The sequence below is a fragment of the Bremerella sp. TYQ1 genome, assembly GCF_020150455.1.
Lineage (GTDB): Bacteria > Planctomycetota > Planctomycetia > Pirellulales > Pirellulaceae > Bremerella > Bremerella volcania_A.
Window position 1 is genome coordinate 2371098 of record NZ_CP083740.1, and the last position, 23437, is coordinate 2394534.

The 23437-nt window shown below is 53.8% G+C and carries 20 protein-coding genes; 9 read left to right on the top strand and 11 right to left on the bottom strand.

What is annotated here, in order from left to right; translation table 11 throughout:
• Window positions 1-201: 201 nt before the first annotated feature.
• A complete protein-coding gene (locus LA756_RS09100; protein ID WP_224439558.1) occupies window positions 202-945 on the top strand; it encodes a metal-dependent hydrolase in 744 nt (247 codons plus the stop codon).
• A 24-nt stretch (window positions 946-969) separates the two neighbouring features.
• Here LA756_RS09100 and dtd read toward each other — a convergent pair whose 3' ends face one another.
• Window positions 970-1419, bottom strand: a complete 450-nt coding sequence (gene dtd, locus LA756_RS09105; RefSeq protein ID WP_224439559.1) for a D-aminoacyl-tRNA deacylase — start codon at window positions 1417-1419, stop codon at window positions 970-972.
• Window positions 1419-2288: a hypothetical protein gene (locus tag LA756_RS09110; protein WP_224439560.1), complete on the bottom strand. Its 870-nt coding sequence runs from the start codon at window positions 2286-2288 to the stop codon at window positions 1419-1421. Before LA756_RS09110 ends, dtd begins: the two co-directional genes overlap by 1 nt.
• Before the next feature lie 300 nt (window positions 2289-2588).
• Here LA756_RS09110 and LA756_RS09115 point away from each other — a divergent pair, with 300 nt between their 5' ends.
• The 3 genes from LA756_RS09115 to LA756_RS09125 all read left to right on the top strand — a co-directional run bounded on the left by LA756_RS09115 (window position 2589) and on the right by LA756_RS09125 (window position 6324).
• A complete protein-coding gene (locus LA756_RS09115) occupies window positions 2589-3797 on the top strand; it encodes a hypothetical protein (protein WP_224439561.1) in 1209 nt (402 codons plus the stop codon).
• Between the two features lie 180 nt (window positions 3798-3977).
• Window positions 3978-4859: a hypothetical protein gene (locus LA756_RS09120; RefSeq protein ID WP_224439562.1), complete on the top strand. Its 882-nt coding sequence runs from the start codon at window positions 3978-3980 to the stop codon at window positions 4857-4859.
• 19 nt (window positions 4860-4878) lie between these two features.
• Window positions 4879-6324, top strand: a complete 1446-nt coding sequence (locus LA756_RS09125; protein WP_224439563.1) for a DUF11 domain-containing protein — start codon at window positions 4879-4881, stop codon at window positions 6322-6324.
• A 73-nt stretch (window positions 6325-6397) separates the two neighbouring features.
• On the opposite strand, the gene LA756_RS09130 is transcribed toward LA756_RS09125, so the two are convergent.
• On the bottom strand, window positions 6398-8674 hold the full coding sequence (locus tag LA756_RS09130; protein WP_224439564.1) for an ABC transporter permease: 2277 nt from the start codon (window positions 8672-8674) through the stop codon (window positions 6398-6400).
• 36 nt (window positions 8675-8710) lie between these two features.
• Window positions 8711-9664, bottom strand: coding sequence for an ABC transporter ATP-binding protein (locus LA756_RS09135; protein WP_224439565.1), 954 nt, complete (start codon window positions 9662-9664; stop codon window positions 8711-8713).
• A gap of 262 nt (window positions 9665-9926) precedes the next feature.
• Between LA756_RS09135 and LA756_RS09140 the strand changes: the two genes are divergently transcribed.
• Entirely contained in the window at window positions 9927-10157 is a 231-nt protein-coding gene (locus LA756_RS09140) for a hypothetical protein (RefSeq protein WP_224439566.1), read from the top strand.
• Between the two features lie 141 nt (window positions 10158-10298).
• Here the strand turns inward: LA756_RS09140 and LA756_RS09145 are convergent, their stop codons facing one another.
• Window positions 10299-12950, bottom strand: a complete 2652-nt coding sequence (locus LA756_RS09145) for a patatin-like phospholipase family protein (RefSeq protein ID WP_224439567.1) — start codon at window positions 12948-12950, stop codon at window positions 10299-10301.
• Between the two features lie 699 nt (window positions 12951-13649).
• On the opposite strand from LA756_RS09145, the gene LA756_RS09150 reads away from it, so the two are divergent.
• The 3 genes from LA756_RS09150 (at window position 13650) to LA756_RS09160 (ending at window position 16299) form a co-directional block, all read left to right on the top strand.
• Window positions 13650-14621: a c-type cytochrome domain-containing protein gene (locus tag LA756_RS09150; protein ID WP_224439568.1), complete on the top strand. Its 972-nt coding sequence runs from the start codon at window positions 13650-13652 to the stop codon at window positions 14619-14621.
• A gap of 6 nt (window positions 14622-14627) precedes the next feature.
• A complete protein-coding gene (locus LA756_RS09155; RefSeq protein WP_224439569.1) occupies window positions 14628-15662 on the top strand; it encodes an alpha/beta hydrolase in 1035 nt (344 codons plus the stop codon).
• A gap of 292 nt (window positions 15663-15954) precedes the next feature.
• Window positions 15955-16299 (top strand): RNA-binding protein, encoded by a 345-nt coding sequence (locus LA756_RS09160; RefSeq protein WP_224439570.1) that lies wholly within the window; start codon window positions 15955-15957, stop codon window positions 16297-16299.
• A gap of 553 nt (window positions 16300-16852) precedes the next feature.
• Here the strand turns inward: LA756_RS09160 and LA756_RS09165 are convergent.
• The 4 genes from LA756_RS09165 to LA756_RS09180 all read right to left on the bottom strand — a co-directional run bounded on the left by LA756_RS09165 (window position 16853) and on the right by LA756_RS09180 (window position 20859).
• Entirely contained in the window at window positions 16853-17365 is a 513-nt protein-coding gene (locus LA756_RS09165) for a hypothetical protein (RefSeq protein ID WP_224439571.1), read from the bottom strand.
• Window positions 17366-17667: 302 nt separating this feature from the next.
• On the bottom strand, window positions 17668-19239 hold the full coding sequence (locus tag LA756_RS09170) for an arylsulfatase (protein WP_224439572.1): 1572 nt from the start codon (window positions 19237-19239) through the stop codon (window positions 17668-17670).
• A 207-nt stretch (window positions 19240-19446) separates the two neighbouring features.
• On the bottom strand, window positions 19447-19869 hold the full coding sequence (locus tag LA756_RS09175) for a carboxypeptidase-like regulatory domain-containing protein (RefSeq protein ID WP_224439573.1): 423 nt from the start codon (window positions 19867-19869) through the stop codon (window positions 19447-19449).
• Between the two features lie 72 nt (window positions 19870-19941).
• The gene (locus LA756_RS09180) at window positions 19942-20859 is read right to left on the bottom strand and encodes a DUF1559 domain-containing protein (protein ID WP_224439574.1); all 918 of its coding nucleotides are present in this window, start codon (window positions 20857-20859) and stop codon (window positions 19942-19944) included.
• Window positions 20860-21107: 248 nt separating this feature from the next.
• Between LA756_RS09180 and LA756_RS09185 the strand changes: the two genes are divergently transcribed.
• Window positions 21108-22214, top strand: a complete 1107-nt coding sequence (locus LA756_RS09185) for a hypothetical protein (RefSeq protein WP_224439575.1) — start codon at window positions 21108-21110, stop codon at window positions 22212-22214.
• Window positions 22215-22296: 82 nt separating this feature from the next.
• Here LA756_RS09185 and LA756_RS09190 read toward each other — a convergent pair whose 3' ends face one another.
• Both LA756_RS09190 and LA756_RS09195 read right to left on the bottom strand, forming a co-directional pair.
• Entirely contained in the window at window positions 22297-22776 is a 480-nt protein-coding gene (locus tag LA756_RS09190; RefSeq protein WP_224439576.1) for an SMI1/KNR4 family protein, read from the bottom strand.
• A 170-nt stretch (window positions 22777-22946) separates the two neighbouring features.
• The gene (locus LA756_RS09195) at window positions 22947-23429 is read right to left on the bottom strand and encodes a TIGR03067 domain-containing protein (RefSeq protein WP_224439577.1); all 483 of its coding nucleotides are present in this window, start codon (window positions 23427-23429) and stop codon (window positions 22947-22949) included.
• Window positions 23430-23437: the final 8 nt, after the last annotated feature.

A 23437-nucleotide genomic window follows, 5' to 3' on the forward strand; every position in this document is an offset into this window, starting at 1 on the left:
AACTTCGCCCCAGAAGTCGCACGAGTATACGGACGTTGCGCGAAATCTCGAAGATCAGTTTCTGGCACTGCTAGCGAGCCGCACCAAAGATGCTCTGGAAACGTAACCCATCCATCAGGTACAAGTGCCGCTTATCCATCCCGCCGCGCAGCAATGCACTGGCAGGGGGGCGCAAGAAAACTATTTCGAGGCAGGAGATCCATGGCCGATTTCAATACGCACATTTCGACCAGCACGTTTGTCGGAGTTGGCGTTGGTGTTGCTGGCTACTTCATTCTCGATACACCAGAACCATCACGCATCATCACGTGCATGCTTGGCGCTGGTTTGTGTAGTCTCGCTGGAATCTTGCCTGACTTAGACTCCGGCTCCGGTCGACCACTCCGCGAAACAAGCAATGTTCTTGCCGCGGTCGTTCCTATGCTGATGGTCGATCGCTGGCAGCATATGGGTCTTACCGCCGAAGCAATCGCTCTGGCAGGGGCGCTGGTCTATATCACGATTCGTTTCGGTGTCGCTGAAGTTTTCAAACGCTACACCGTCCACCGCGGCATGTGGCATAGTATTCCCGCAGCCGTTTCATGTGGTTTGCTGGCATTCATTGTTGTCTCGGGCGAAAATCTGGACGTTCGCATTTTCAAAAGCGCGTGCGTCTTCATTGGCTTCATGGTCCATCTCATTCTCGACGAAATTTGGTCGGTGGAATGGAAGGGGGCTCGCATTCGTTTGAAAAGCTCCTTTGGAACCGCCATCAAATTCTGGTATGGCAAGAACCTATGGTCTAATATCTCGACCTATGGCAAGCTCATCATTCTGGTAGTCGCAGCCGTTGGAGATCCTCTATTGATGGAACATTACAAGTTCCATCCTTCGCACGATCCCAACCAACCCCAAGTTCAAACGCAGCAGATCGCTTCCGAGCCACAGCCAACCATTCAACGATAGCAGCATCGCTGTCGTTTGGTTGTTTTAAAGAATCTTCGTGCTATCAAGCACCAGCGTCACCGGTCCATCGTTGACCAGGTGAACTTTCATGTCGGCCTGAAAGATTCCGGTCTCGACATGCACGCCCTGCTCGCGAATTCGTTCAACAAATTGTTCGTAAAGCTGATTCGCCTCGTCTGGCTTCGCGGCACCGATAAAACTTGGCCGGCGTCCTTTGCGGCAATCGCCTAGCAGTGTGAATTGACTGATTGCCAAGACACTGCCCCCGGTATCAAGCAAACTACGATTCATCTTCCCATCGTCATCTTCAAAGATGCGAAGATTGACCGTCTTTTCGACGAGGTACTTGAGATCTACCTCCGTATCTCCCTCGGCGACTCCCAGCAGCACGACTAAGCCTCGTTCGATCTGTCCGACAATCTCCTCATCGACTTTCACATGGGCCTCTAAGACTCGTTGGACTACGCCGCGCATCAGTAACGCCCCCCTGCCCCAGACATGACCGCCATTCGATACGACTCGGTTTGATCTTTGGCGTCCGGAACGATCGTTCTCGGTGCCAGCAGCTGCTGGTTTTTCGAGACACCGCTACGAACCTTCAACAGCTGAACGGTCACCAATGGCTCGCGACGATCCTTCGTCACTGCCTCCCACTGTATTCGGTACGGAAATCCCGACGCGGCGTCCAGCAACAAACTTGCACCGTTGGCGTCTTGATTTAGAAACGGTAGCAGTTCCGAACCCTCGGCCCATTCCGTTCGCTTTGTTCCTTGTACTAATAGGAACTGGCGATCCCCCTGAACGATATGTTTCACGCCGTCAAAGGAATATGTCTGATTCAACCGCCATACGATATGAGCGATGCCAGCACGCGGCATCGCTTTTTCATAGGCAGCAATTTCGTTCAAGCGAACCATCGATGCCGACTGCTCGACGCTTGTTTGCCACTGAGACCAAACGACTGGCTCGCTGGCAAGAATTGCCTGTTGAAAATAGACCGGAGAACTTTCGTCTCCCCCTTGCAAAACAATCCCGTGGCGTTGCCGCGAACCTTGGCCGGTTTGCGTGTACTGACCAATCCCTTGCAAGTTGTGCCCAAACAGGTGTACTTCCCATTTCACATCCGCCGTTAGGCCATCGACCTGCTGCCATCGCTGAATCACGTTTTGCAGAAGCAGATCGACATCCAGCCCCAATGCATTGCTAGCAGATGGGCTCCCCCCTGCCCCGAGCCGTTGCCCATCGAGCGCACGAAGCCGCTGCGAGGCGTATCCCAAACCGACTCCAACGGCTAGCAGTGCTACCGCGATCAGGGCTGTTAATTTGAAACGATTATCTTTCATGGCCGGGATTTACCGGTTTTCCCAAAGAATCCTGTACGAACGCGCCGAACATTAATGGCAACAGGGATAGTCTTGCGCTGCTGTCGTGCGTGGCACGGATGCCAAAACGACGGCAGAGATTGTAAGGATTTCCCTGAGGCCGGGTCCACGTCAGTCGGTGAGGTTCTTCGGAACCGTTGGCGGCGTTGCCCTAAACCGCTCGCAACCATTGGTCACTTACGAATACCTGAGAGGATCTCCGCTCTTGCCATGGAGAATGCCGCGATGGCGCGGCAGCAAGGGTTTAGTGAGGGGGAAATCATGAAACAAACTTTGTGGATGTGGACCTTGATGCTTCTGACTGCGGTAGCCGGTACCGGCTGTCAGCATGTCGGACACCAAGCTGCCGGTGGCTACAACTTGCCTCCAGCTCAGCAACTACGTCATCCAGGACCAGGCGTCGACGGCCCTGGACCTGGCGTTCTGGCTCCGCCGGCAATCGCCCCGGTCTCGGCTCAAATGCCGATCGGTGGTCCCGGTGGCATTCCTCCGATGCCAGCTCCAAGCTGGACCAGCCAAGTGCTGTTCGTCTCGCCAGACGGCATGCAAGTTAGCTGGGACATCGGTGGCATTGGACTGTACGATTCCGATCCGCGAATCGTTCCGTTCTCTAAGAACTTCCCACAGGGCGGTATCTATCGCCTGAAGATCACCAACATCGAAGGCCAGCCTGGCGTCGAACTGTACCCGACGTTGGAAGTTGGTTTCGCCACGCCGCGAACCGAAGCCTTCTTGGCTCACAACGCCATTCCTGTTCAGTTCACCGAAGACGACTTCGCTCAAGTTCGTAGCGGCACTTACGTGACCAAGGTCATCTACCTGCCAGATCCGAACTACCAAGAGCTCGCTTTGGCTAACGTCGAAACACTTGTCTCGACTCGCCTCGATCCAGGCATCGACCCAATCGTCGAAGCAGATCGCCGCGGTTCGATCATGGCAATCGTTCGCCTCGGTAACAAAGACCTCGAAGTTCCTGGCGAAGACCTGGAAGGCCTGATGGCTGGCGGTATGCCGATGGGTGTCCCTGCTGCAGGTGCTTACTGTGGTCCAGCCGGCGGTCCCGGTTCGCCTCCGCCACCAGGACTCTCGGCAGCTCAACCGAGCCCATACGCTGTTCCTTACGTCGCTGGTGTCACCACGCCAAGCTACGGCATGCCAACCACCGGCACGCCGATCGGTTTGCCTGGCCCACCACACATTCCGCTGGGCGGTCCTGCAGGATTGCAGAAGCACGTGATCAAGAATCACACGCACATGCACATCCCTGGCCCAACGCCGAAAGTTGCTCTGCACGTCAAGCAGCGTCCCGGCCTCAGCTACCCACAGCCACCAAACCGTGCTTGGATTACCGAAGAGAACATTCATCCTTCGCCAAACCTGAAGCAGCCTTACGGAGACATGCACCAGCACGTTCCTCCAGCAGGCGGTGGCTACTACGACGAAAACGGACAGTGGTGCCCAGCTCAATAAGCTGAGCGACTGCCCAATCTCCATGGCAATGGAACAGGGTCGCGGACAAGATTCCGCGACCCTACTTCCATGCCGGAAGAAACAGACAATCTGGCCAGATAAGTACGACACCAATCACTTTTCAGGCCCAAAACTTTCCATCCCCCGACCTCACGCAGACCTTCAGGGAAGAAGATCGCCGTGAAACAAAATCAACTGCAAAGCCTCTGGCTGCTCGCCACCATCCTGGTGCTCGCGGCATCGAACATCGCCAAAGCTCAATCTGGCGCGGTGCCTCTATACACCGAACGCCTCATGCCTGGCGCGATCGGTCAAATGCAGAACATTAAAGGCCGGGGCATTCCTGGCTATGTTCAGCCGATTAAAATCGTTCTGCCGGAAGGTGCCAAGGTTTCTCCAGTCATCGATGGCAACTTCGCCGACGATCAACCGGCTCCACAAACATATGGCTGCCTGATTGGTGCCGTCTATCGCTTTCGCGTTACCGAGATTCCGTTCCGTCCAGGAGCCGAACTCTATCCTACCGTGGAAGTCATCGACCGCACTTATCCCCCAGCTGGCATGGAACTGCAGTTCCCTATTCCCGTGCATATCACTCAGGAAGAACTGCAATATGCTCTTGAAGGAAAATTCGTGACGCGTGTCGTGTATCTGGAAAATCCACGCACAGCGATTCCTTCCGCGTACGAGCCAGGCTTCCAGCCTTGGTTTGAAGTGGAACCGGGCACCGATCCAATCATCACGGCAGACTCCCTAGGACGTCCCGTGGCCATCTTGCGATTGGGTTCGCGACGTCCGACCGCGGAAGATCTTCCTGGCGAGTTCACTTATCAGTCGCCGCCGATACAACTGTTCGGCAATCTCCCCCCTGCCCCGGAAGGTGGCGTGGAAGTGCCGATGGGGCCGCAACAAGCCAACGTACCGATGCAGGCTCTTGTACCTCAAACCGCGCCACGTACGCCGTTTCAGCAGCGTGAAGAAATGATCCGCCGCAATACGACCGGACCTTGGCCGACGCACCCGATGTACATGGCGCAGCCCGGATACCCTTCGCAGCGATAGACCGACGGAACTTCGATCGATGAATACATACATAGCTCTGCGAAAAATCGTCACGCTTACTTTGCTGGTCGCTTGCGGATCGGTCTTTACCGCTTGCTCGCTCGACCGACAGGCCAAGAAGCAGGAAGAGGTGCCTGTCAAACCAGAAGCCGGCATGTCCTTCAAGCCGCACGTTCCTGAATACGACTATGCTTCGGCCCCCTCCCCTGCCCAAATGCGTTCAGCAGAAAACACAGGGCTCAACGGCGTGCCAGAATATCAGCCACGCTACCAAGGGCAACCATTCCAAGCCCCAGCTGCCAACACCGCCACGGCTCCGCAGTACCAACAACCAAGCCAAATCCAACGCACGTCCGCCGAGATGCCCATCGAGGGTCAACCGGTCACGCCGCAGGTTCCTGCCCAGCAGGTGAACTATGCCTTTCCGCGTGGACAAATGATGCCACCGTGCGGACCTGGCTGCAGCCATCCCAATTCCATCTGTCAACATGGCGCGACGTTCGGTAGTTGCCAATCATGCCAGGCAGCCGGTCCCCCATTCCAAGCAGGTCCTTGCTGGCCGGAAGATGAATACCTTTACGATGGTGGCGATCGAAACATTCGTACAGAAATTGATAGCGAGTTCGGCGTACATGGCCTCGATATCGAGGACACCATTGGGCACTACGATACGCTCGATGGCAAACGCATTGTGACGCCAAGTAACCGCGTCTGCGTTTACTCGCCTCGCTTCGCGGCGGTACGCAAAGTGGCTGGTCTGAACCAGGAAGTACTTGGCCGACAAATCGCTGGTATCGATGCCGATCTTCAGCTGATCAATCAACAGCACAACGGAACGCCAGTTGGTGTCGTTCAGCCATTGGCCCTGCAAGGACAAATTGGCGGCAAGTTGGCCAACGCTCTGACCGAAGACCTGCCACCACTGATGGCTCACAACTGGCAGAAACCTCATCAGTTCATCGAAGAGTTCAAAGCTTACGAGAACCTCAGCCTGATCCGCTACGGCATCTTCGAGCAAGGCGAAAAACCACGCCTATCGCAAAGCTTGCAAAATGCGGTGACATGGACACGCAACCAGCAAGTTCAAGTCGTTCTCGAAGGTCGCAAGGCCTCCGAAGTTTCCGAAGGGGACAAGCCGTACGAATTTGTCTGGTCTGAAATTCCAGGAGAACCTCGACTGCGTGTGATCAAAGTCGCTGACAAGGGAGCCGCTCAGCCTGGTGAAATCGTCGAGTTCACGCTTCGATTCGATAACGTCGGCAACCAGGTCATGGGCAACGTTACGATTATCGACAATCTGACACCACGCTTGGAGTATGTCAAAGACTCGGCTCAGTGCAACATCGACGCCCAGTTCATGACGCAAACCAATGAAGCTGGCAGCGAAGTCCTTCGCTGGGAAATCCAAGATCCGTTGGCAGCCCAAGCCGGCGGCATCATTCGCTTCAAGTGCCGCGTGCGGTAATAGAGCCGATTTCAGCGTTCAGCATGAACGCTCCAAAATCGATAACTGTAGAAAAATCCTTCCGCACGACGCTCTACAAATCCAATCGGCTCACGTAGAAGCAAGTGATGCCGAGCATGACGACGATAAAGATCGTGTTGTGCACGATCGGCATCACAATGTTATCGGCAACGCGGATTTCTCGAAGGTCACCAGAAGTTTGTAGCCCTTGAATCGATGTCGTTGATTCATCGGTGACGAGATACTTCAGCAGATTGCTTAGTTCACCAGGCTTCGGAAAGACATAGTAGATTGGTGAAACGATCCAATCGTACGAGAACCGCCACCAGTCGGACGTCGGCCAATAGGTTTCGACATCTTCTCCCGTAGCAATATCTCGAACACGAACACGCGTTTTGTTATCGGCGAAGATCAATTGCTCGTCTCGAAACGTGATTGCAGAAGCATCACGATCGATCACACTCCCCTGCCCTGCCCCGACGTCATACAGCCACAACACACCATCATGAAACAACACGGCGAAGTACTTTCCATCGGAACTTGCTTCGACAGCGGTGGGTGGCGTGTCGCCGGCAGGTCGAAACGTCTTTTGGACTTCCAGCGACTGCCCATCGCGTAATTCGATCTTTCCGAACTCGTCGACTACCACAGCTAACTTATCGCTCAGACCGACGGCGACTTCTCCGTCTCCTTCTCGCTTTACCTGGTGGTCTACCACGTACTGTTGGTCCCCTTCCCGCTTCAATAAGTAAAGCGATCCTTGGTTCTCGACCAGCAAGCGGTTGGCCGACAAATCAATCGCTGCGGCAAAGGGTGGAAAGTAAGGAACCCCTTCGGTTGGGCCCAAGCGTTTGAACGAATCGTTTCCGCCGAATGGCAACTCGAATCCGAGAATCTTCGCCTTCTTTTGCTCCCCTTTGCCTTCGTACAGAAACACGCCGGCGGAACTGACTACGACGACGTCATCCTTTGCATCTTTGAATATCCATGATGCTCCGGTCGGTGGATTGGGTCCGTCTTCGGCGACCCAGTTGCCTGACCACTTGGCCGTTTTGAACGACGCCCCGTTCATCCCCATCCGGCGACGCGGACCACCAACGGTTGGCTGCTCGAGATACATCAGCGACTGCGATGGGGCATGATAAACCGGGCCAATCATGATCGACTGCATCGCAAATTGTTCCGGGCCGCGTCGTTGCTGAAAGAGAACTGCATCCCAAATCCGTGACGTTTCGTTCCACTGAATGAACTGCCCCGACTGCGTTACGCCGACTAAGCCTTCGTCGGTATCCACCACGCGAACGATGCGAGTAGGGTTAATAAAGAACGGCTCGAAGACAGAAACCTTGAGTGTTCCGATCCCAAAACAGGCATAGAAAAAAAGTACCGTCACGACAATCGAAACAATCGAGTTTCGCCACATCACGCCGGCAAGCACCGACACGCAGTAGTAAATCGCAAACTGAAAGACAAAGACGGGGACACACAACAGCAGTGCATTGCTCCACACATCAAACCGCCATCCCACAATCAGGTACAGTCCTGTCAGAAAGTAGGTCACACTCAAAAGGACGAACGCACAACCGCCGACGTATTTGGCAATGATCAGCAACGAGCGAGAGATTGGTTTGCTCAGCAAAAGGTCAATCGCGCCTGGTTCGAAGGTTCGAGGAATGATCGGCGCGGTGACGAGAATCGCGACAAACATCGCGAACATGCCGATGAACAAGTCGATGAACGCAGTCAGGATGATCTTCAACGTCGTGTCGAAAAGCTCTTTACCAAATGGCAGCGGCATCGGCTCCCACATCAGCGGATAAGTTAAGTAAAGTTGCTCCGCAGGCACATTGCCAAGGTAAATTGGGAACGCGTCCCGTAGTAGCAAGCGATTGAAATAGGCCTGATCGTCGGCATCTAACGTATCGATTCCTTTGTTTAGTAACGCTTTTGTTTCCTGGCCAAGCCTGACATCGGCCCAAGCGTTTTCGTCATAAAAAGCTTCTTCTCGGAGCAAATCGTTCAGACCGTCGACAACATCGTTGATATTTCCTCGATCGATCTCGGGTGGTTCTTCCGCTTCAATCAATTGCTTCAGCGGAGCATCTGCTAACGCGACCACTTGTTTCGCAGGATTCGCTCCTTCCGTTTTCACTTGCTGACGCAAGTCCATCACAAACGCCGGCACATCTCGCACGCTCGTTCGATGAAAGCTGAGCATCCGCTTCGACTCGTATGTCAGTGGAGCAAGCACCAACAAAACCAGTGTTAGTTTCAGAATCAGAATATAGAGAACTCGCGATACGAAAGCTTCGTGAAACGAGTCGTTGATAACGGTCAGATAGGGTCGCATCAGCAGGGGCTTGTTCTAAGAGACTTGCGAAGGGGCTTACTCGACCGTTTCGGCAGAGACAATATTCAAGAAGGCATCTTCCAGGCTCGTGCGAAGTCGTCGCATCTCCAGGATGTCGATTCCCTTATCTCGCAGTGCATCGACACAGCGGTTCAAATCAGATTGAGCTTCAGCAGAAACGATGACTCGGGCCAGATGATCACCATCGGTTTCCCAAGGCTCGGTCTCGGCGAATGTCAATGCGTACTGCATGTCGTCGAGAGAACCTTTGAGAACGAACTCAATCCGAGCATTGGGGTGCTTGGTAATCTCATCAATTGAGCCCATCTTCTGCATTCGGCCGGAAGCCAAGATCGCGGCTTGGTCACAAACCATTTCGATCTCTTGAAGCTGGTGGCTATTAAGAAAGATGGTCGTGCCATCTTCTCGCAGGTCTTTCAGCAATCGTCGAACATCCGCGCGGCCGACAGGATCGACCCCATCGGTTGGTTCGTCCAAGATCAACAGCTCTGGATTATGCAGAAGAGCCTGAGCAATCCCCAGCCGCTGCTGCATCCCTTTGGAGTATTTGTGAACTGGCGTCTGCCCCCACTTCGAGAGTCCGACGCGTTCCAATAGACCAGGACGCTTACTTAAGACTTCTCGTTTGCTCAATCCGCTTAGCCCGCCGTAATAGACCATCGCCGCGTTACCGGTCAAATGACGAGGAAAGCGGTGATGCTCTGGCAGGTAGCCAACCTTCGTGCGTCCTTGGCGATCACCCAAAGGGCGTCCCAGCATCGAACCTTCGCCGGAAGATTTCCGCACGAGCCCGAGCAGTACTTTGATCAATGTCGTCTTCCCTGCCCCGTTCGGGCCTAGCAAACCAAAGATCGAACCGCGCGGCACCGACAGCGAAACGCCTCGCAATGCGTTGACCGCTTTTCGCCGAAAGAGACCTTCACGATACGTTTTATGAAGATCGTGGACTTCAATTATGTTTTCTGACATGGAGGCGCAGCGTTGGCCGTAAACAGACAAGAGGACAGGATGCCGAGACATCGATGGTAACCATTCCACCTCGGTATACCAGTTCGATTTCACATTAGCTTCATCTCATCCAGAGAATTCACTCAGATTCCTGAAAATTGATCCGTTAGAAATGGCACGCCACTTGCAACTGATCGGCTGCAGCAATTCAGAAGAGTGCCTCGCGGCGGTGACCAAGTCATTACCACAGCCCGAGCCAGGAACACATACGAGGAGAAGCAAAATGTTGTTTTGGATGATTATCTTGCTGGTGGTGATGCTTGTTGCTTTTAGTGGCGCCAGTTACGGGTACGCATCGCGTCCTGCAGATGGCCCCTACCCTGCTTACTTCGCTCCACTGAGCGGTTTGGCCAGCATTTTAATGATAGGCCTGGTCATCCTTTTGGTTCTCGGCCTGCTGAATGGGTTCGAGGGCTTCACCATTGATCTTCCTACGATCACCGTCGATAACTAACGACGAAAAACAACCGCCCGCCCTCCCAGGTGTGCGATCTTGATAAGTGGTAGACGTCAGCGCCATGGCAACGTCTGCCACGAAAAAGGCCCGAGCGAAAATATCGCCCGGGCCTTTTTCTCATTCGAAGAGATCGAAACGTTATCTTGTTTGAACACGATCGGGCCGATTGGCAAGCGACCAGTCTTGCGACTCTTCTCCTGGTGGGCCAAGCCATTGCTCGATGAGGCAAAGCGGCGGCATCGCCCCTTCCTCGTCCCAATGCTCCTCAGAAGGTTTTTCCCACTTCTCCGCTTCCGCTTCCAACTGTTTCCATGCTTGGGTGTACGTTCGCATCTGCTGAGCACTTAGCTTCCACGAAAGTGGCGGTTCCCCTTCGGCCATGTAAGGAATGCTGACCACTTGGAACTGAATCGGGTACAGCCCCGGTCCTTTGTTCCAGCGGTCCGATTGGCCATCGCGCTGACGAGAAACAACCTGCGTGGATCGTTCTCGACCAGGCTGTGGTTCGCTCGGATTGTCAGACTGCTCGGCCCCCAAGCGGGACATCCGCTGCATCGCTTTTTGTTCTGCCAACTTACTGATCGGCAAATGACCTGCCATTTCGGAATGAGAGGGCTCCTTCGGCGTCGATGGCCCACGTCCGCGGCGTGATCCAAATTGCCGCAGCACCCACATCACTTCCTGCTCGGTAACCGTTCGATCTTTCAGCAGGCTGACTTCCAATCGACCACGTTCTGCCTGCGACGCACCACGGACATTGCTCAAGCCAAGTAGCGGCCCTAGCGTGGCATAGCTGAGGGCTTCAACTTTGCCGCCTGATTCGGCGAACTCGACGTGATCGGTGCTTGTTCCATAGTTATCAATATTGATCATCAAGATCCGATCGAACGGACGCTGCTCTGGTGGCATCTTGCTGAACTTGTCGATCAGTTGATTCACCGATTCTAATGCCGTCATGATGCCATCGTTGTCGGCGTAGGCACCATCACCCATCCGAACGGCCGGCATTATGTCTTCCCCATTTTCGTCGGCCGCGGGACGACTGATGGGAGTTACGTAAGGGAAAGAAGCAGACAAGCGAACTGCCGTCGCCACCTTCATGTCGAGCTGACTTTGACGCAGATCGTATGCGCAAGTGTGCTCGGTCGAAGCAGAGTCATGTGTCGAGTGAACGTGGTCTTGATCTCGAACGGCAGTCGATCCTAACAACACGCGTCGGCCCGACTTGACATCGGTCGCATTGAAAACCATCACCGGTAATTTCCCTTGGCCGGCCAGCTCACCCCATTTTCCGAGCGTTGGCGAATCGCCTCGCTTGGTTCGCAGGATGATGTCCCAGAAGTGCTCCGCCGCATGTCCCCGATCAAATGGTGTCAGCGGAAGCAAATCGTGGAATGTCGCCGCGAAGAAGATCGGCTCCAATGTCGATGACTTGGAACGCTCGCGAACTTCTTCCATCGAGACTGGGTTTTCTTCCGAGCTGATCGCGTCCATGTAATACATCGAACCAACACTCCCGCCCGAGACCGAACTGATCAGCCCCAGTGATTTGCGGAACGTGCCAGGCCATCGTTCATCGAGTCGCGTTAAAACCTCGGCAGACCAAGCCGAAGCATGGATACCGCCCCCAGGAGCGGTCACAACGATCAATGTTCGTTGGTCGCGTTCTCGCGGGTCGTTCGATCGGCTACGAGGAATCTGCTTTGCCGCAATTGAATCGACAAGCGTTGGCCCCGGCGTGGGCGACTTCTGAACTTCAAACTCGTAGTCACGAGACAAGAACAATGCGAGTGCCAAACACATGGCCGCCAAAATAGTCGATGCACGAAATCGGTCCAGCCAGAACGCCATCCCGGAAGTAAACGTCGAGAGGATCGCTACCATCAATGCGAAGTGGCCGACCGTCGGAATCATCTTGGCAAGCGTATTGCCTGGCATCAGGACATGCTCGAAAATCCCCAGGCCAAAGGTGATGACCAGTAGTAAAAACAACAACAACGCCAGTTCCAAGTGACCGGCCAAAGGACGTTCGACCCCCTTGGGATCACGAATCGAGTAGCCTGGCCCACGCACCAATCCGACGCGTGCCAGCAGTACCGCGATGCCGCGTGGAAGCTTGGCGACTTCGTCGGGGTTATCAAGCAAGTTGTCATGCAGATGGTGCAGGCACTCAAAAGGAAAGATCCCACGCAGCGGAACGACGCCCGGCAAAACATACTTTCGTAAGAAGCTTAGAAGCATCAACGCGACCGTTGCCAACAATCCCCCAGCCAGGAAACCACCGTACAAGCTTTCTACCGTGATGAAGGTGTTGTTCACGCGCAGATTGAAGTCGGCAACCATCGTTAGCGCCGGCATCGGAAACAAGACCCACAACAGCCATAGCCACGCCGGCCATCCAGCGCCGCGGCGATGGGATGCTTCCATGAGGTCGGCCAAGTTGCGAGGTTGGCGGTCGGATCGTTCTCCGGAGAGTTCGTTCCACCACGTGAATCGTTCGGGGCCGTGAGCCAGCGCAATCCGAATTTGCAGGAATAGCATCGCGGTGGTCACATACCACGAGAACGAAGCAAGGATCGCTTGTGTGAAGCCATCCAGCAACAAACCGTTCTCGAGCAGAAGCGGTAATGCAAAGCGCGAGACAGGTACGATCGTCGCCAGCAGAATCAGGGCCATGATCGAGAAGCGGCACCCGCTGGAGATATTCAAGAAGTCCGCGAGCTGTTGCCGCCAGGAGTCATGCTTCTGCCGCTCTGCGTTTCTGCCACTGGAATGATTACCAGACACCATGCCTACTCCACATCCATGTTTCCCCAGCGAGGCCCCTGCCCCGCCCCTAGTTCGCAGCTCTCTGCAACGAGAAAGCTATTGCCCTGTTTCTCTTATCGGCAAGTTAGAGAAAGATTGCCGATTGTGGGTTGGTTAACAGTCACAGATTTTGGCGAAAATATTCCGATGGCACGGGCAATTAGCCTGCCATCAACGCTGGATCCGCTAGCAAATGGGCCTGATTCTCTGCCCGTAACGGAACAAAATTGGCCAGTCATCTGGCCAGACCAAACTGACGCGGTTCGCTTGGCCGATGTCCGAATCGCAACAAATCAACGCGTCGTAAGTCACAAATAGCAAATCAATTGAGTCATTTTTGCCGCCGAGGTTAACTTTCTTCCTTCCTGAGCAAATCGCGCTTGCCACCAGCGGTCAGGCGTGAAAAAATGAAGGAAAGCAGTTGGGAACGATTCGTCGACTGCTTCCCTGCCTTACTCGCCTGCCTTGCGGCAGGTATTCCCGCCTTCCCAATAAAAGTGCTCCGTTTTTCTTGCTTTAGGCCGAGAAAAGTGGCGGCAACGGAAGAGTAATTTCAGACGCTGCACCGCCTCATTACTTTCGGAGGTGGATTTTCAAACGTGAAATTGCTCGATAAAAACGCAGTTCTTAATCTGCCTGCCTCTAAGACTGCGATCGCCAATCGACAATCAGGAAGCTTCGATGCACCAGCGCATATTATTTGGAATACTGTTCGCTCTGATCACCACGCCATTTCTGCAAGCCGAGAAACTGGTCGACTTTCGCAAGGACGTTCAGCCGATCTTGAAACTGCGCTGCCTGGAATGTCACGGCCCTGACGAGGCCAAGAACGACTTCCGTGTCGACGATGAAGAGACGATGTTCTATTACATCGAAGCAGGCGACATCGAGAACAGTTCGCTCTGGAACGACTACCTCATCACCGACGATCCCTCGCTGAAGATGCCACCTCCAAACTCGCCGCACGGCAAAGGGCTTACCGGTCCTGAGTTGGCCACCATCAAAACATGGATTGAAGAAGGTGCTGACTTCGACTGGGAAACGGTTGAAGTTGAAGTCGATCCCGAGAAAGTCGACGCCGCCGATTCCGTCGCCGAGATGAGTACGCCTGAGAAGGTTTGGATTTTCCAAGGCTTGTTCCATCCTGCGATGACTCACTTCCCTGTTGGCTTGCTTTCGATCTCGGTCATTTTCCTCGTTCTGTCCCGCTACGGCGGGCCTTCATTCGAGTCGGCCGCGTTTCATTGCTTGTGGGTTGGTGCACTGGGCGCTTGCGGGGCATGTCTGTCCGGCTGGGCCTACGCTGTCCACGAAGGATACGGCCTCAATTTCTCGCTGGCCAACAATATCGATCGTCATCGCTGGTTGGGTGTGGTCGTGGCGGTTGGTTCTCTGCTTTTGGTTCCCATCGCTTACTCAGCCGTGAAAAGTGAAACCGGTAAGGAAAAGAAGATCCTGGCCTGGTTCATTGGCTCTTGCCTGGTCGCTTTATGCGTTTCAATCGTTGGTTACCAAGGGGGTGAATTGGTCTACGGTGAAGGTCACTACGAGAAAGAATTCAACGAGCTCTTCCTCAATGACAAAGCAGAAGTCCAACCTGAAATTGCCGAAGAGTCGATTGAAGAAGTCGCTGAAACAGAACCTGCTGAATAAATATAGATGCCCACGTTGATTCGCACCCTTGGCTGTACATTACTACTCACCCTTTGCTTCGTCGATCTACATGCCTTTGCCCAGCGGCCGGGCAATACGGACCGAAGCCCTGAGCGTTCGCGACAATCGCGCGGGCGCGAGAACGGCGGTCGGTCTCGCGCATATGCACCACCGATTCTCGACGTGAATTTCATTCAGGAGAAGCTGCCTGAAGGAGTTCGGTATGTGAGCGATGTCGTTTTCAAAAAGGTGGACGACATCGAACTGAAACTCGACTTGCTGCTTCCGCCGGCGAAGGCGAATCAGAAGATGCCGATCGCCATTTGGATTCATGGCGGTGCTTGGATGCGAGGTAACAAAGCAAACGACCTGCACCGTTTCGATCAAATGACCGCACGCATCCTGGAACAAGGCATCGCGTTCGTTTCCATCGAATACCGACTTTCCGGTCAGGCCCAGTTCCCTGCGCAAATTCAAGATTGCAATGATGCAATCTCGTTCGTTCTCAGCAACAGCGACCAATACGGCCTCGATCCGACGCGTGTCGTCGTCATGGGAACTTCTGCCGGAGGGCACCTCGCATCGCTCGTCGGGGCAAGCACCCACCACGCGGTTCCAGAGTTCTATTCCCCGCACAGCAAGCCGGCGACCGGCATTGTGGGCATCGTTAACTTTTACGGCCCCAGCGATCTATTAGTGTTGCAGGGAAAGCGAGACGAGATCGATTACGAAAACGATGTCTCTCCCGAGGCCCGATTCCTGGGGCACTCGCCATTAAAGCGGCCAGACGTCGCGACGGCAGCTTCCCCGACACATTACGTCAGCCCGAAAACGCCACCGTTTCTGATCTTTCATGGCGATCAAGATGCCCGCGTGCCGATCTCGCAAAGCATCCTGCTGGACGCCTGGCTGAAAGCCAAAGGAGTGGAAAGCAAACTAGTCGTCGTCCCTGGCGCCGATCATGGCGACCAGAAGTTCGACGACGAAGCTTACAACGAAGAAGTCGTCGCATTTCTCAAAAGCAAAATGCGGATCCCCTAAGGGCGTTTTTGGAGTAGGCGCCTCGTTCTACCGTTCCGCTTTCGATCAACGGATACCACAGTCGTCAAAATTAGTTTCAGTTTAGACCTATCTAATTCGCAGCTTAACGCGTACACTTATGCCCGGTAGGTCAGTCGATCGTGACAAAGCTTTCACCCCTTCTCAAAAAGGGTTGGTCCCCGACGCTCTTTCGCCCGTCCCGCCTTTTTGCACCGCACTGTAGCGGTCACCTCTTTGTTTCGCGGGCTCGGCATTGTGCCATCTCCCCGGTACTCAATATTGGAGAATCACGTTGGGTAAAAAACTTTATTGCGGCAATCTAAACTACGACGTTAGCACGGCAGACCTCGAACAGTTGTTCGGACAGTTTGGTGAAGTGCGTGAAGCACAGGTCATTACCGATCGTGATACCGGCCGAAGCAAAGGTTTCGCTTTCGTCGAAATGGGCTCGGATGAAGATGCTCAAGCTGCCATCGAAGGCCTGAACGAATCCATGCAAGGCGGCCGCAGCCTGACCGTAAATGAAGCCAAACCGCGTGAAAATCGTGGCGGCGGCGGTGGTGGTGGTCGCGGCGGCTATGGCGGCGGTGGCGGACGAGGCTACGGCGGCGGCGGAGGCGGCGGTCGACGATATTAATCACGTCGCGCGTTTCTACATCTGAACCAGAGTGAATTTTTCGATGGCATGATCGTCGGCGTAATATCTACGCGCGCATGCCATCGAACCGACCTGAGTCGATCGGAGGAACCGTGGCCAAAAATCAGAATACCATCGAAAAACGCCGACGCGAATCGGAAAAGAAACGCAAAGCGGAGGAGAAACGCGAAAAACGACGCGTGCGCAGGGAACAGCCAGACGCTTAGACTTCCGTCTTCACAAGTAATTCTGACGCAACGCTTCCCTTTATCTGTGGCAAGATCGAAATATGATGTCTACGGCCGAAAAAAGTGTTCTTAAAACGTTTCGGATTTTCCAGATGCAGCCAGGTGAAATGCTCTGCTTCAACGGGCTGGACCTAGACACCAAATCTCCCGCTCTTGATCTTCTCGTTGGAAAAAAGTTCCTTACCCGAGAAAAGTTCAAGGGAGCTTTTTCGCTAACACAAACTGGCTATTTTCAGATGCGAAATACGACTTAGGCCTGTCGCCATATTCCTCTCTGTGCATCGAAAGCCTAACGAGCTTCCACCTCAGATCATTCCCAAAGACATCAGCCACAAGATTTCTTCGGCCGTATCGACGGTAATCGTCGCTGGATCAAGACCTAGCGCAATCGTCGCCGATTCAAACTCTTCCACGAATTCGCCCGATTCGTCCTCATCGAACAACAAAACGTTTTGGGCATAGTCATCCACAAAGTCTTCCACGTCGATCGGCAAGTCGCTATCGTCGTCGAAGCCATCTCCTAGTCCGTCTCCGAAGCCGAAATCGTCATCGTCTCGGCCACCGCCGGGAAAGTCTATGTCGTCGTCATCCGGTACCGTGTCGGCTTGCGGCACATAAGCCGGAGGTGTTGTGGTGTACTCGGCCGGAGTGGTCGTATACCGCTCAGGCGTCGTCGTGTATTGAGGTGGTGTCGTCGTGTACTCAGGCGGAGTGGTCGTGTATCGCGGATCTTGCGTCCCAAAGTCTTGCGCGAACAAAGCCTCGGCACTTCCCACAATGAATAGCACCACAGCAGAGAGCAAAAGTTGTTTCCACATAAAATTCTTCCTGAGGTTCCGAAGGCAGATGCCCCTAAAAATGCATTGCCCTTTCTAGAATCGCAAATTGCGTGCGCAGACTCAAGGATTTCTCGGAAGTGAATCTTCTGAAGCGATGGCTCCGACCAACCTGCCCCAATCGAACGTATCCCCGGACAAGCGGTCGCTTCCTCACCAATAGAGCTCAATCTGCGCCTCTTAATGCTCCCAATGGAAACAAAATCGGCACGGACAAATTGCCCGTGCCGATAAAACGTTGACCAATTTTGCATGTCACTTGTTTCCAAGCGAACGCTGAATGTTTAGCGAGGCTTCAACGATTCGAGGTTCTTCAATCGTTCGATTGCGTCTTGCCGCTGTAGCATGCCGTAGTTGATTCCGGCCGCATTCAACGACGAGCCTGTTTGATAGGGGTAGTCGTTGAAGTCAGCGAAGAAGTTTTTGATCTGCTGTTGGATCGGAACCAGCAACCACATCTGCTTGGCATACCATGTCCAGTAGCCGCCCCCTTCTTCTAGCGCTCGCTCGTACGGATCCATTCGCAGGTTCGTAATCCCAGCCCAAGCCGGCTCTTCACGTGTCGACGTCGCGATGTTGCCTCCTGCGTTGACGGCAAAGCTCACCTTCCAGTCGTTCCAGCGCACTGCGTTTAAATTGCCACTTTGGTCGAAGTAGTAAATCTGCTCGCGCGGCCCTTTCTCTTGATCACCCTTCAAGTAAGGCATCAAGTTGTAGCCGTCCAAGTGAACTTTAAAATCCTTCCCGTTCAAATTCGTTCCTTCGGCAAGCTTCTCTTTCACATCCGGCATACCAGCAGCGGCACATAGTGTTGGAAACCAGTCGAGATTCGATACGATCTCGTTGGAGATCGTTCCTGGCTTCACCACGCCTGGCCAACGAATCATCATCGGAACACGAAAACCACCTTCCCACGTAGTTCCTTTTTCACCATGGAACTGCGTCATCGCGCCATCTGGCCACAATGCAATTTCGGCACCATTGTCGGTGCTGTAAATCACGATCGTGTTGTCGGCAATTTTCAGTTCATCTAACAGATCGAGCAGCTGCCCAACGTGGCCGTCATGCTCGACCATCCCATCGGCATGAATCCCCTTCCCGGTCTTGCCGAGCGATTCTTTCTTCAGATGCGTAAAGACATGCATTCTGGTCGAGTTGAACCAAACAAAGAACGGCTTGTCGGCTTTCGCTTGTCGCTCAATGAAGTCTTTGCCAGCCGCCAGAAACTCTTCATCAACCGTTTCCATACGCTTCGTATTGAGCGGCCCGGTGTCTTCGATCTTTCCATCGGCCGACGACTTGATCACTCCGCGCGGACCATACTTTTCCAGAAACTCGGGATCCTTCGGGTAAAAGTAACCTTCTGGCTCTTCTTCCGCATTCAAGTGATAGAGATTTCCAAAGAACTCGTCGAAGCCATGATTGGTCGGTAAGTGCTTGTCTTGGTCGCCAAGATGATTCTTGCCGAACTGCCCTGTCGCGTAGCCCTGCGTTTTTAACGCGTCGGCCAGCGTCGGCATCCATTCCGTAATCCCGTGCGGATCGCCAGGCATGCCGATGGTCAGCAGCCCGGTACGAAAAGGTTCTTGCCCCAGGATGAAACTGGCCCGACCTGCAGTACAGCTTTGCTGCCCATAGGCGTCGGTGAAGTAAACCCCTTCCTTCGCAATACGATCGATGTTGGGCGTTTGATAACCCATCATCCCGTGCGAATAGACGCTGATCTGAGGAATGCCAATGTCATCTCCCCAAATCACAAGAATGTTTGGCTTGTCAGCCGCTTTTAACGAAGCGGCTGCGAACACCGCACTGACAAGCGCGATGCCCATTGTTGCAAAGAAGCGTGATCGGCGCATTAGATGCCTTCTCCTAGAACCGTAAACAAGTGGTTGCCGTAAACGAGACGCACCTCAAGCTTACAACTCCTCCGGAAGGAAATCACCTATTTTCCTTCGCCGATCAGAAGCGATTGATGATGATTTCACAAAACAGGAAATCGGCGGTTCCACGCCACAAGCACAAGCCATCACGCGTTTGCTTGTGCTTGTTTCTCATTGGTAAACTTAATCCAACTTCAATTCCAAGTCGGTCATATCTTCTTCGACGGTGATCGTGAATGGCGAAGTCTCTTCCTTGCCATACTTCTTCAACACGGCCAGGTAAGCCGGCTTCGTGCTCGTCTTGCCCCCCTGCACCGCGGCAGGATCTTGGACGTAAACGGTATGCACTCCCGGCGCAACGCCTGGCGTGTTGACCACCTTCATTTCAAAACGGCCATCTTCATCGGTCGTTGCATAACTTTCAGGATGGTTGGCCGTATCTTCCGGGATGAAATAGACCTTCATCCCGGGGATTGGTTCACCTTCGTGAGTCAGTTGCCCTTTGACTTGATACAAGCCTGAATCGTTGCCGCCACAAGCGGTGAAAGCAAGAGCCATTGGCACGATGGCCAACAGCAATAAGAACGAATGCGCGTTGGTTTTCATGATGGAGCAATCCCATGGGTTGGTGATAACGAAACAACCTCAGGCAGGCCTGAGACACTCTCCAGCGGAAGCTTAAGGAAGCCTCACCACTTCGTTACCATCACGGGTATGCAATGCTCGCCATGGGTCGCGGGCAATCGTTTCTGGAATGAACGTCACGCTGCCGTCGCACATGGCTGCCAAAACACCGCCGGGGTGATCGCTACGCGATGTACGACATGCCACGCCGTCAATCACTACGTTCGGAGGAAAACTGGTTCCGCCTTGATGCGAGATTGTCAGGCCTTCCGAGTTGTGATTGACCCAGAAAAACGGATTGGTCGCCGCACCACGATCGGTGATCGTTTGTTCGTCGTTGTTGTGCTTTTGTTCCAGCAGCAGAAACGTATTGGTCGTACCGTCAGTGATCATGCTGAAATCGACTCCGCTGTTCTTGTACCCAATGCCGTTAAATCGCAGGGCACGTTCCGGGCAACAGCTACTTCCCGCGTTGCCGGCGTTCATCGCGTAGTCTTTGAACTCGTTCGCAGGTCCACGACGCGCAGCACTCGGACATACAAACGTGGGTGGCATGTTCTGCGCGGCAAACTGATTGGCCGTGTCCCCATCCGAACCCCAGTCGCTGAAGTAAGAATCAGCCTTTTCGCTCGTCCATGCTTTTCTGCTGAAGTCGATCCGGTCGGCTAGATTATTGGCTTCGACGAAGCTCAACATCATTGCCGGCCAGCCAATCATTCCCTTGTAGAACACACCGTTATTCTCTGCATTGCTCTGGTGACTATTCAAAGCCAACGTCCCGCACGGGAACGACTTGAACGTGTCGTGATAGTTGTGCATGCCGATCGCGATCTGCTTCATGTTGTTGGTGCACTGCATCCGTCGAGCTGCCTCACGGGCCTGCTGCACGGCCGGCAATAGCAATGCGATCAGCACTCCAATAATGGCGATAACGACCAGCAATTCGACTAGCGTAAAACCTTGTTTGCGCATGGGAAAACCCCGCCTGAAAAGAATAGAGAGATAAGACAAGAAAAGAAAAGATTACCACTGACACCATAACAATACCGGGATATCACCCCTATTACAATAAGAATCCTTCACAAAACCACCCTGCAGATGAAACCAAACCCCTGCCAGAGGTATATCCTGGTAACTTAATTCGGTCAGCCAAACTCCCCGATCGGGTGTTAGAATGTGACCATCAAAACAGGTCTCTGATCCCGTGAGTTTTCTGCCACATGACGCCCAACAATCTATGTCAATCGTTGATCGTTTACGGGTCGTACATGCCTGGCCGACCGAACCATTCTGTCGTCGCACATCTGCCTGGCACTTGGCGAAAAGGAATCATCGCCGCAAATATGATCCTGCCGCCCGATGGCATCGGTCCCGGTGAAGAAGATGCTGTCGAGGCGTGGACGATCACGTTCGACGACTGCCAGGCCCAAATGTTCACACCTGAATGGGATGCGCAGGCACGACTTCTATACGACCGCTGGAATGCTTTAGATGAAGCGATGGGGCCAACATGGGCGCGTAATCAACGGCGATGGTGGCCAGCAGGGTCGGACATGGTTCCCGGCGGTAGCGACATGATCGTTGTGAACATTTACTTGCCGATCGAACACTTCCCTTATCTGGCTAATCAAAATGATGTCCCCTCCCCCGACGACGAGGACAACATCTTCGCGCTCTGGCAGCAACAAAAGTCTGGCGAAAAGCAATTCGACGAAAGTCTCTTCCTTGGCTTGATCAAAGACAGCCTTCCAGAACAAATCCCCGAACTGTTCGGCGACCTGCCTGGTGGCGAAACATTCGTCGCTCGCCTTACGCAGTTTTTTAAAGATCATCAACTTAGTGGTAAGAGCGTTCTCTCGACCGACGATGGCGACTTTTACTTATACTGCTCACCCCTAGACCAAAACGCCCTGCCCTCTTCCAAGCTGATCGAACTTGCCAAAGCCGACGTCCAACAGTTTGCAATTCTGCTGCAGCAGGAAGCTCGCATGAAAGATGTCCGCAGGCTTGCTGAGATGCCTTACGAGTTTGTCGAAGATGGCGATGAGTTGTCCGACTTCGACAGCAGCCCAGAAGCGGTCGCTTTAGATCAAGCCCACGAACTTCTCTTGGCATTGCAAACGTGCCATGAGCCTTGGTTCTACGCGTTGTCCGAAGCGTGTTATGGCATCGCAGCCACCTACACCCTCCGCGACTGGCTGCTGCAAGGCTGGTTCGACGTCGCCATCGATCTCACGCCCAGCTATGAACTTTGGAAAGCGGGAGGGCGATACAAAATTGTCGATGGAACGTGCTACGTCTTTGAAACCGGTCGTCGCGAAGTGTAACCGGAGGCTCATTTCTGACTGTCTCGGAGCGATGCTTTTCCGATTGCCTGGCAGCGTTTCTGCACGCGCTTGCTTCATCGACTCACGATAGAAATTCAATCAGGCTCGCCGGGCCTGGCGTCAGAAAGTCGTTGGGATCCTGATCCGCGTCGTATCGGTATTGCTCGTGCAGGAACGTAACGAGGAACGGAAAGAACGTCCTGTCCGGCTGCTGTAGATAACCCATCGCGTCGCCGTTCTCCCAGTCGACGAATGCCAGAAACCGCGAAGCCAAGTCACTGTGCGTCGTCGCGAAATCAGCTCGTGTCTCTCTGACAAACGCTGGCAACTGCTCGATGGGACGAATGAACCGGGGAACATCCGGCTCATCTCCCGCACTCAACCCGAGTCCGTTGCAGTTGAGATAAAACTCACGCAGTTCATCCGGCAGACGAATCCCGATCTCAGACTCCGTCACCTGAATCGCATCAAGCGACGCCCCATCTCCCACGCAATGCCGAAACGAATTCTCCGGATCGGCCTTGCCAAAGAACGCCGCCACAATGGAATTCCAATTGGACATTTCTAGGAGCTCATAATAATGAGTTACGAAAGCAATCTTGCCAGCCTAACTGTCATCGAGCTAGACATCGAACTCCGCTCCATGTATTCACTGCAGAAGGAATCACGATGACTCCCCGTCTTTCAACTACCCAAGCCCTGCCTGCTCGACTGTGGGCATAGCACCTCCGACTATTTATCAGTTTTGATCCGTCGCAATTCCAGCACGACATCGGCAGCCGGCAGCTTAAACTCCGTGGGACGTGGCTTTCCTGTCCACTGGTCTTCTTTCCAGACACCGACGACGCAACAAACTTTTAGTCGATCGCCGTCAAGCTGGTAAATCCCCAATGCATCGCCGCCTGTCTTCTGCGATTCGTTCGAGCGGTGATCCCAGACTTTCGGCGTCGCTGTCGGATCTAGATCAAAAGTTCCAGCCCACAACTCCTTGTTGTTGGCGTCGATCGCGGAATACGTTAGGTCGTTTCGAAAAACGAGCCGCTTGGCATCTTTCGTTCTGCCTGGCGGTTGCACGTCAACGATCTCCCACGTTCCCGAGAAGGTTTCGAGAACTTGCTCAATCGCCTTCGCTTTGGCGTGATTCTTCTCAGGTTTGTCTTCGGTCACTCCAAGGCACACGGCCAACATAGCCAACACTGACAAAGTAGGTTTCATGAATCTCT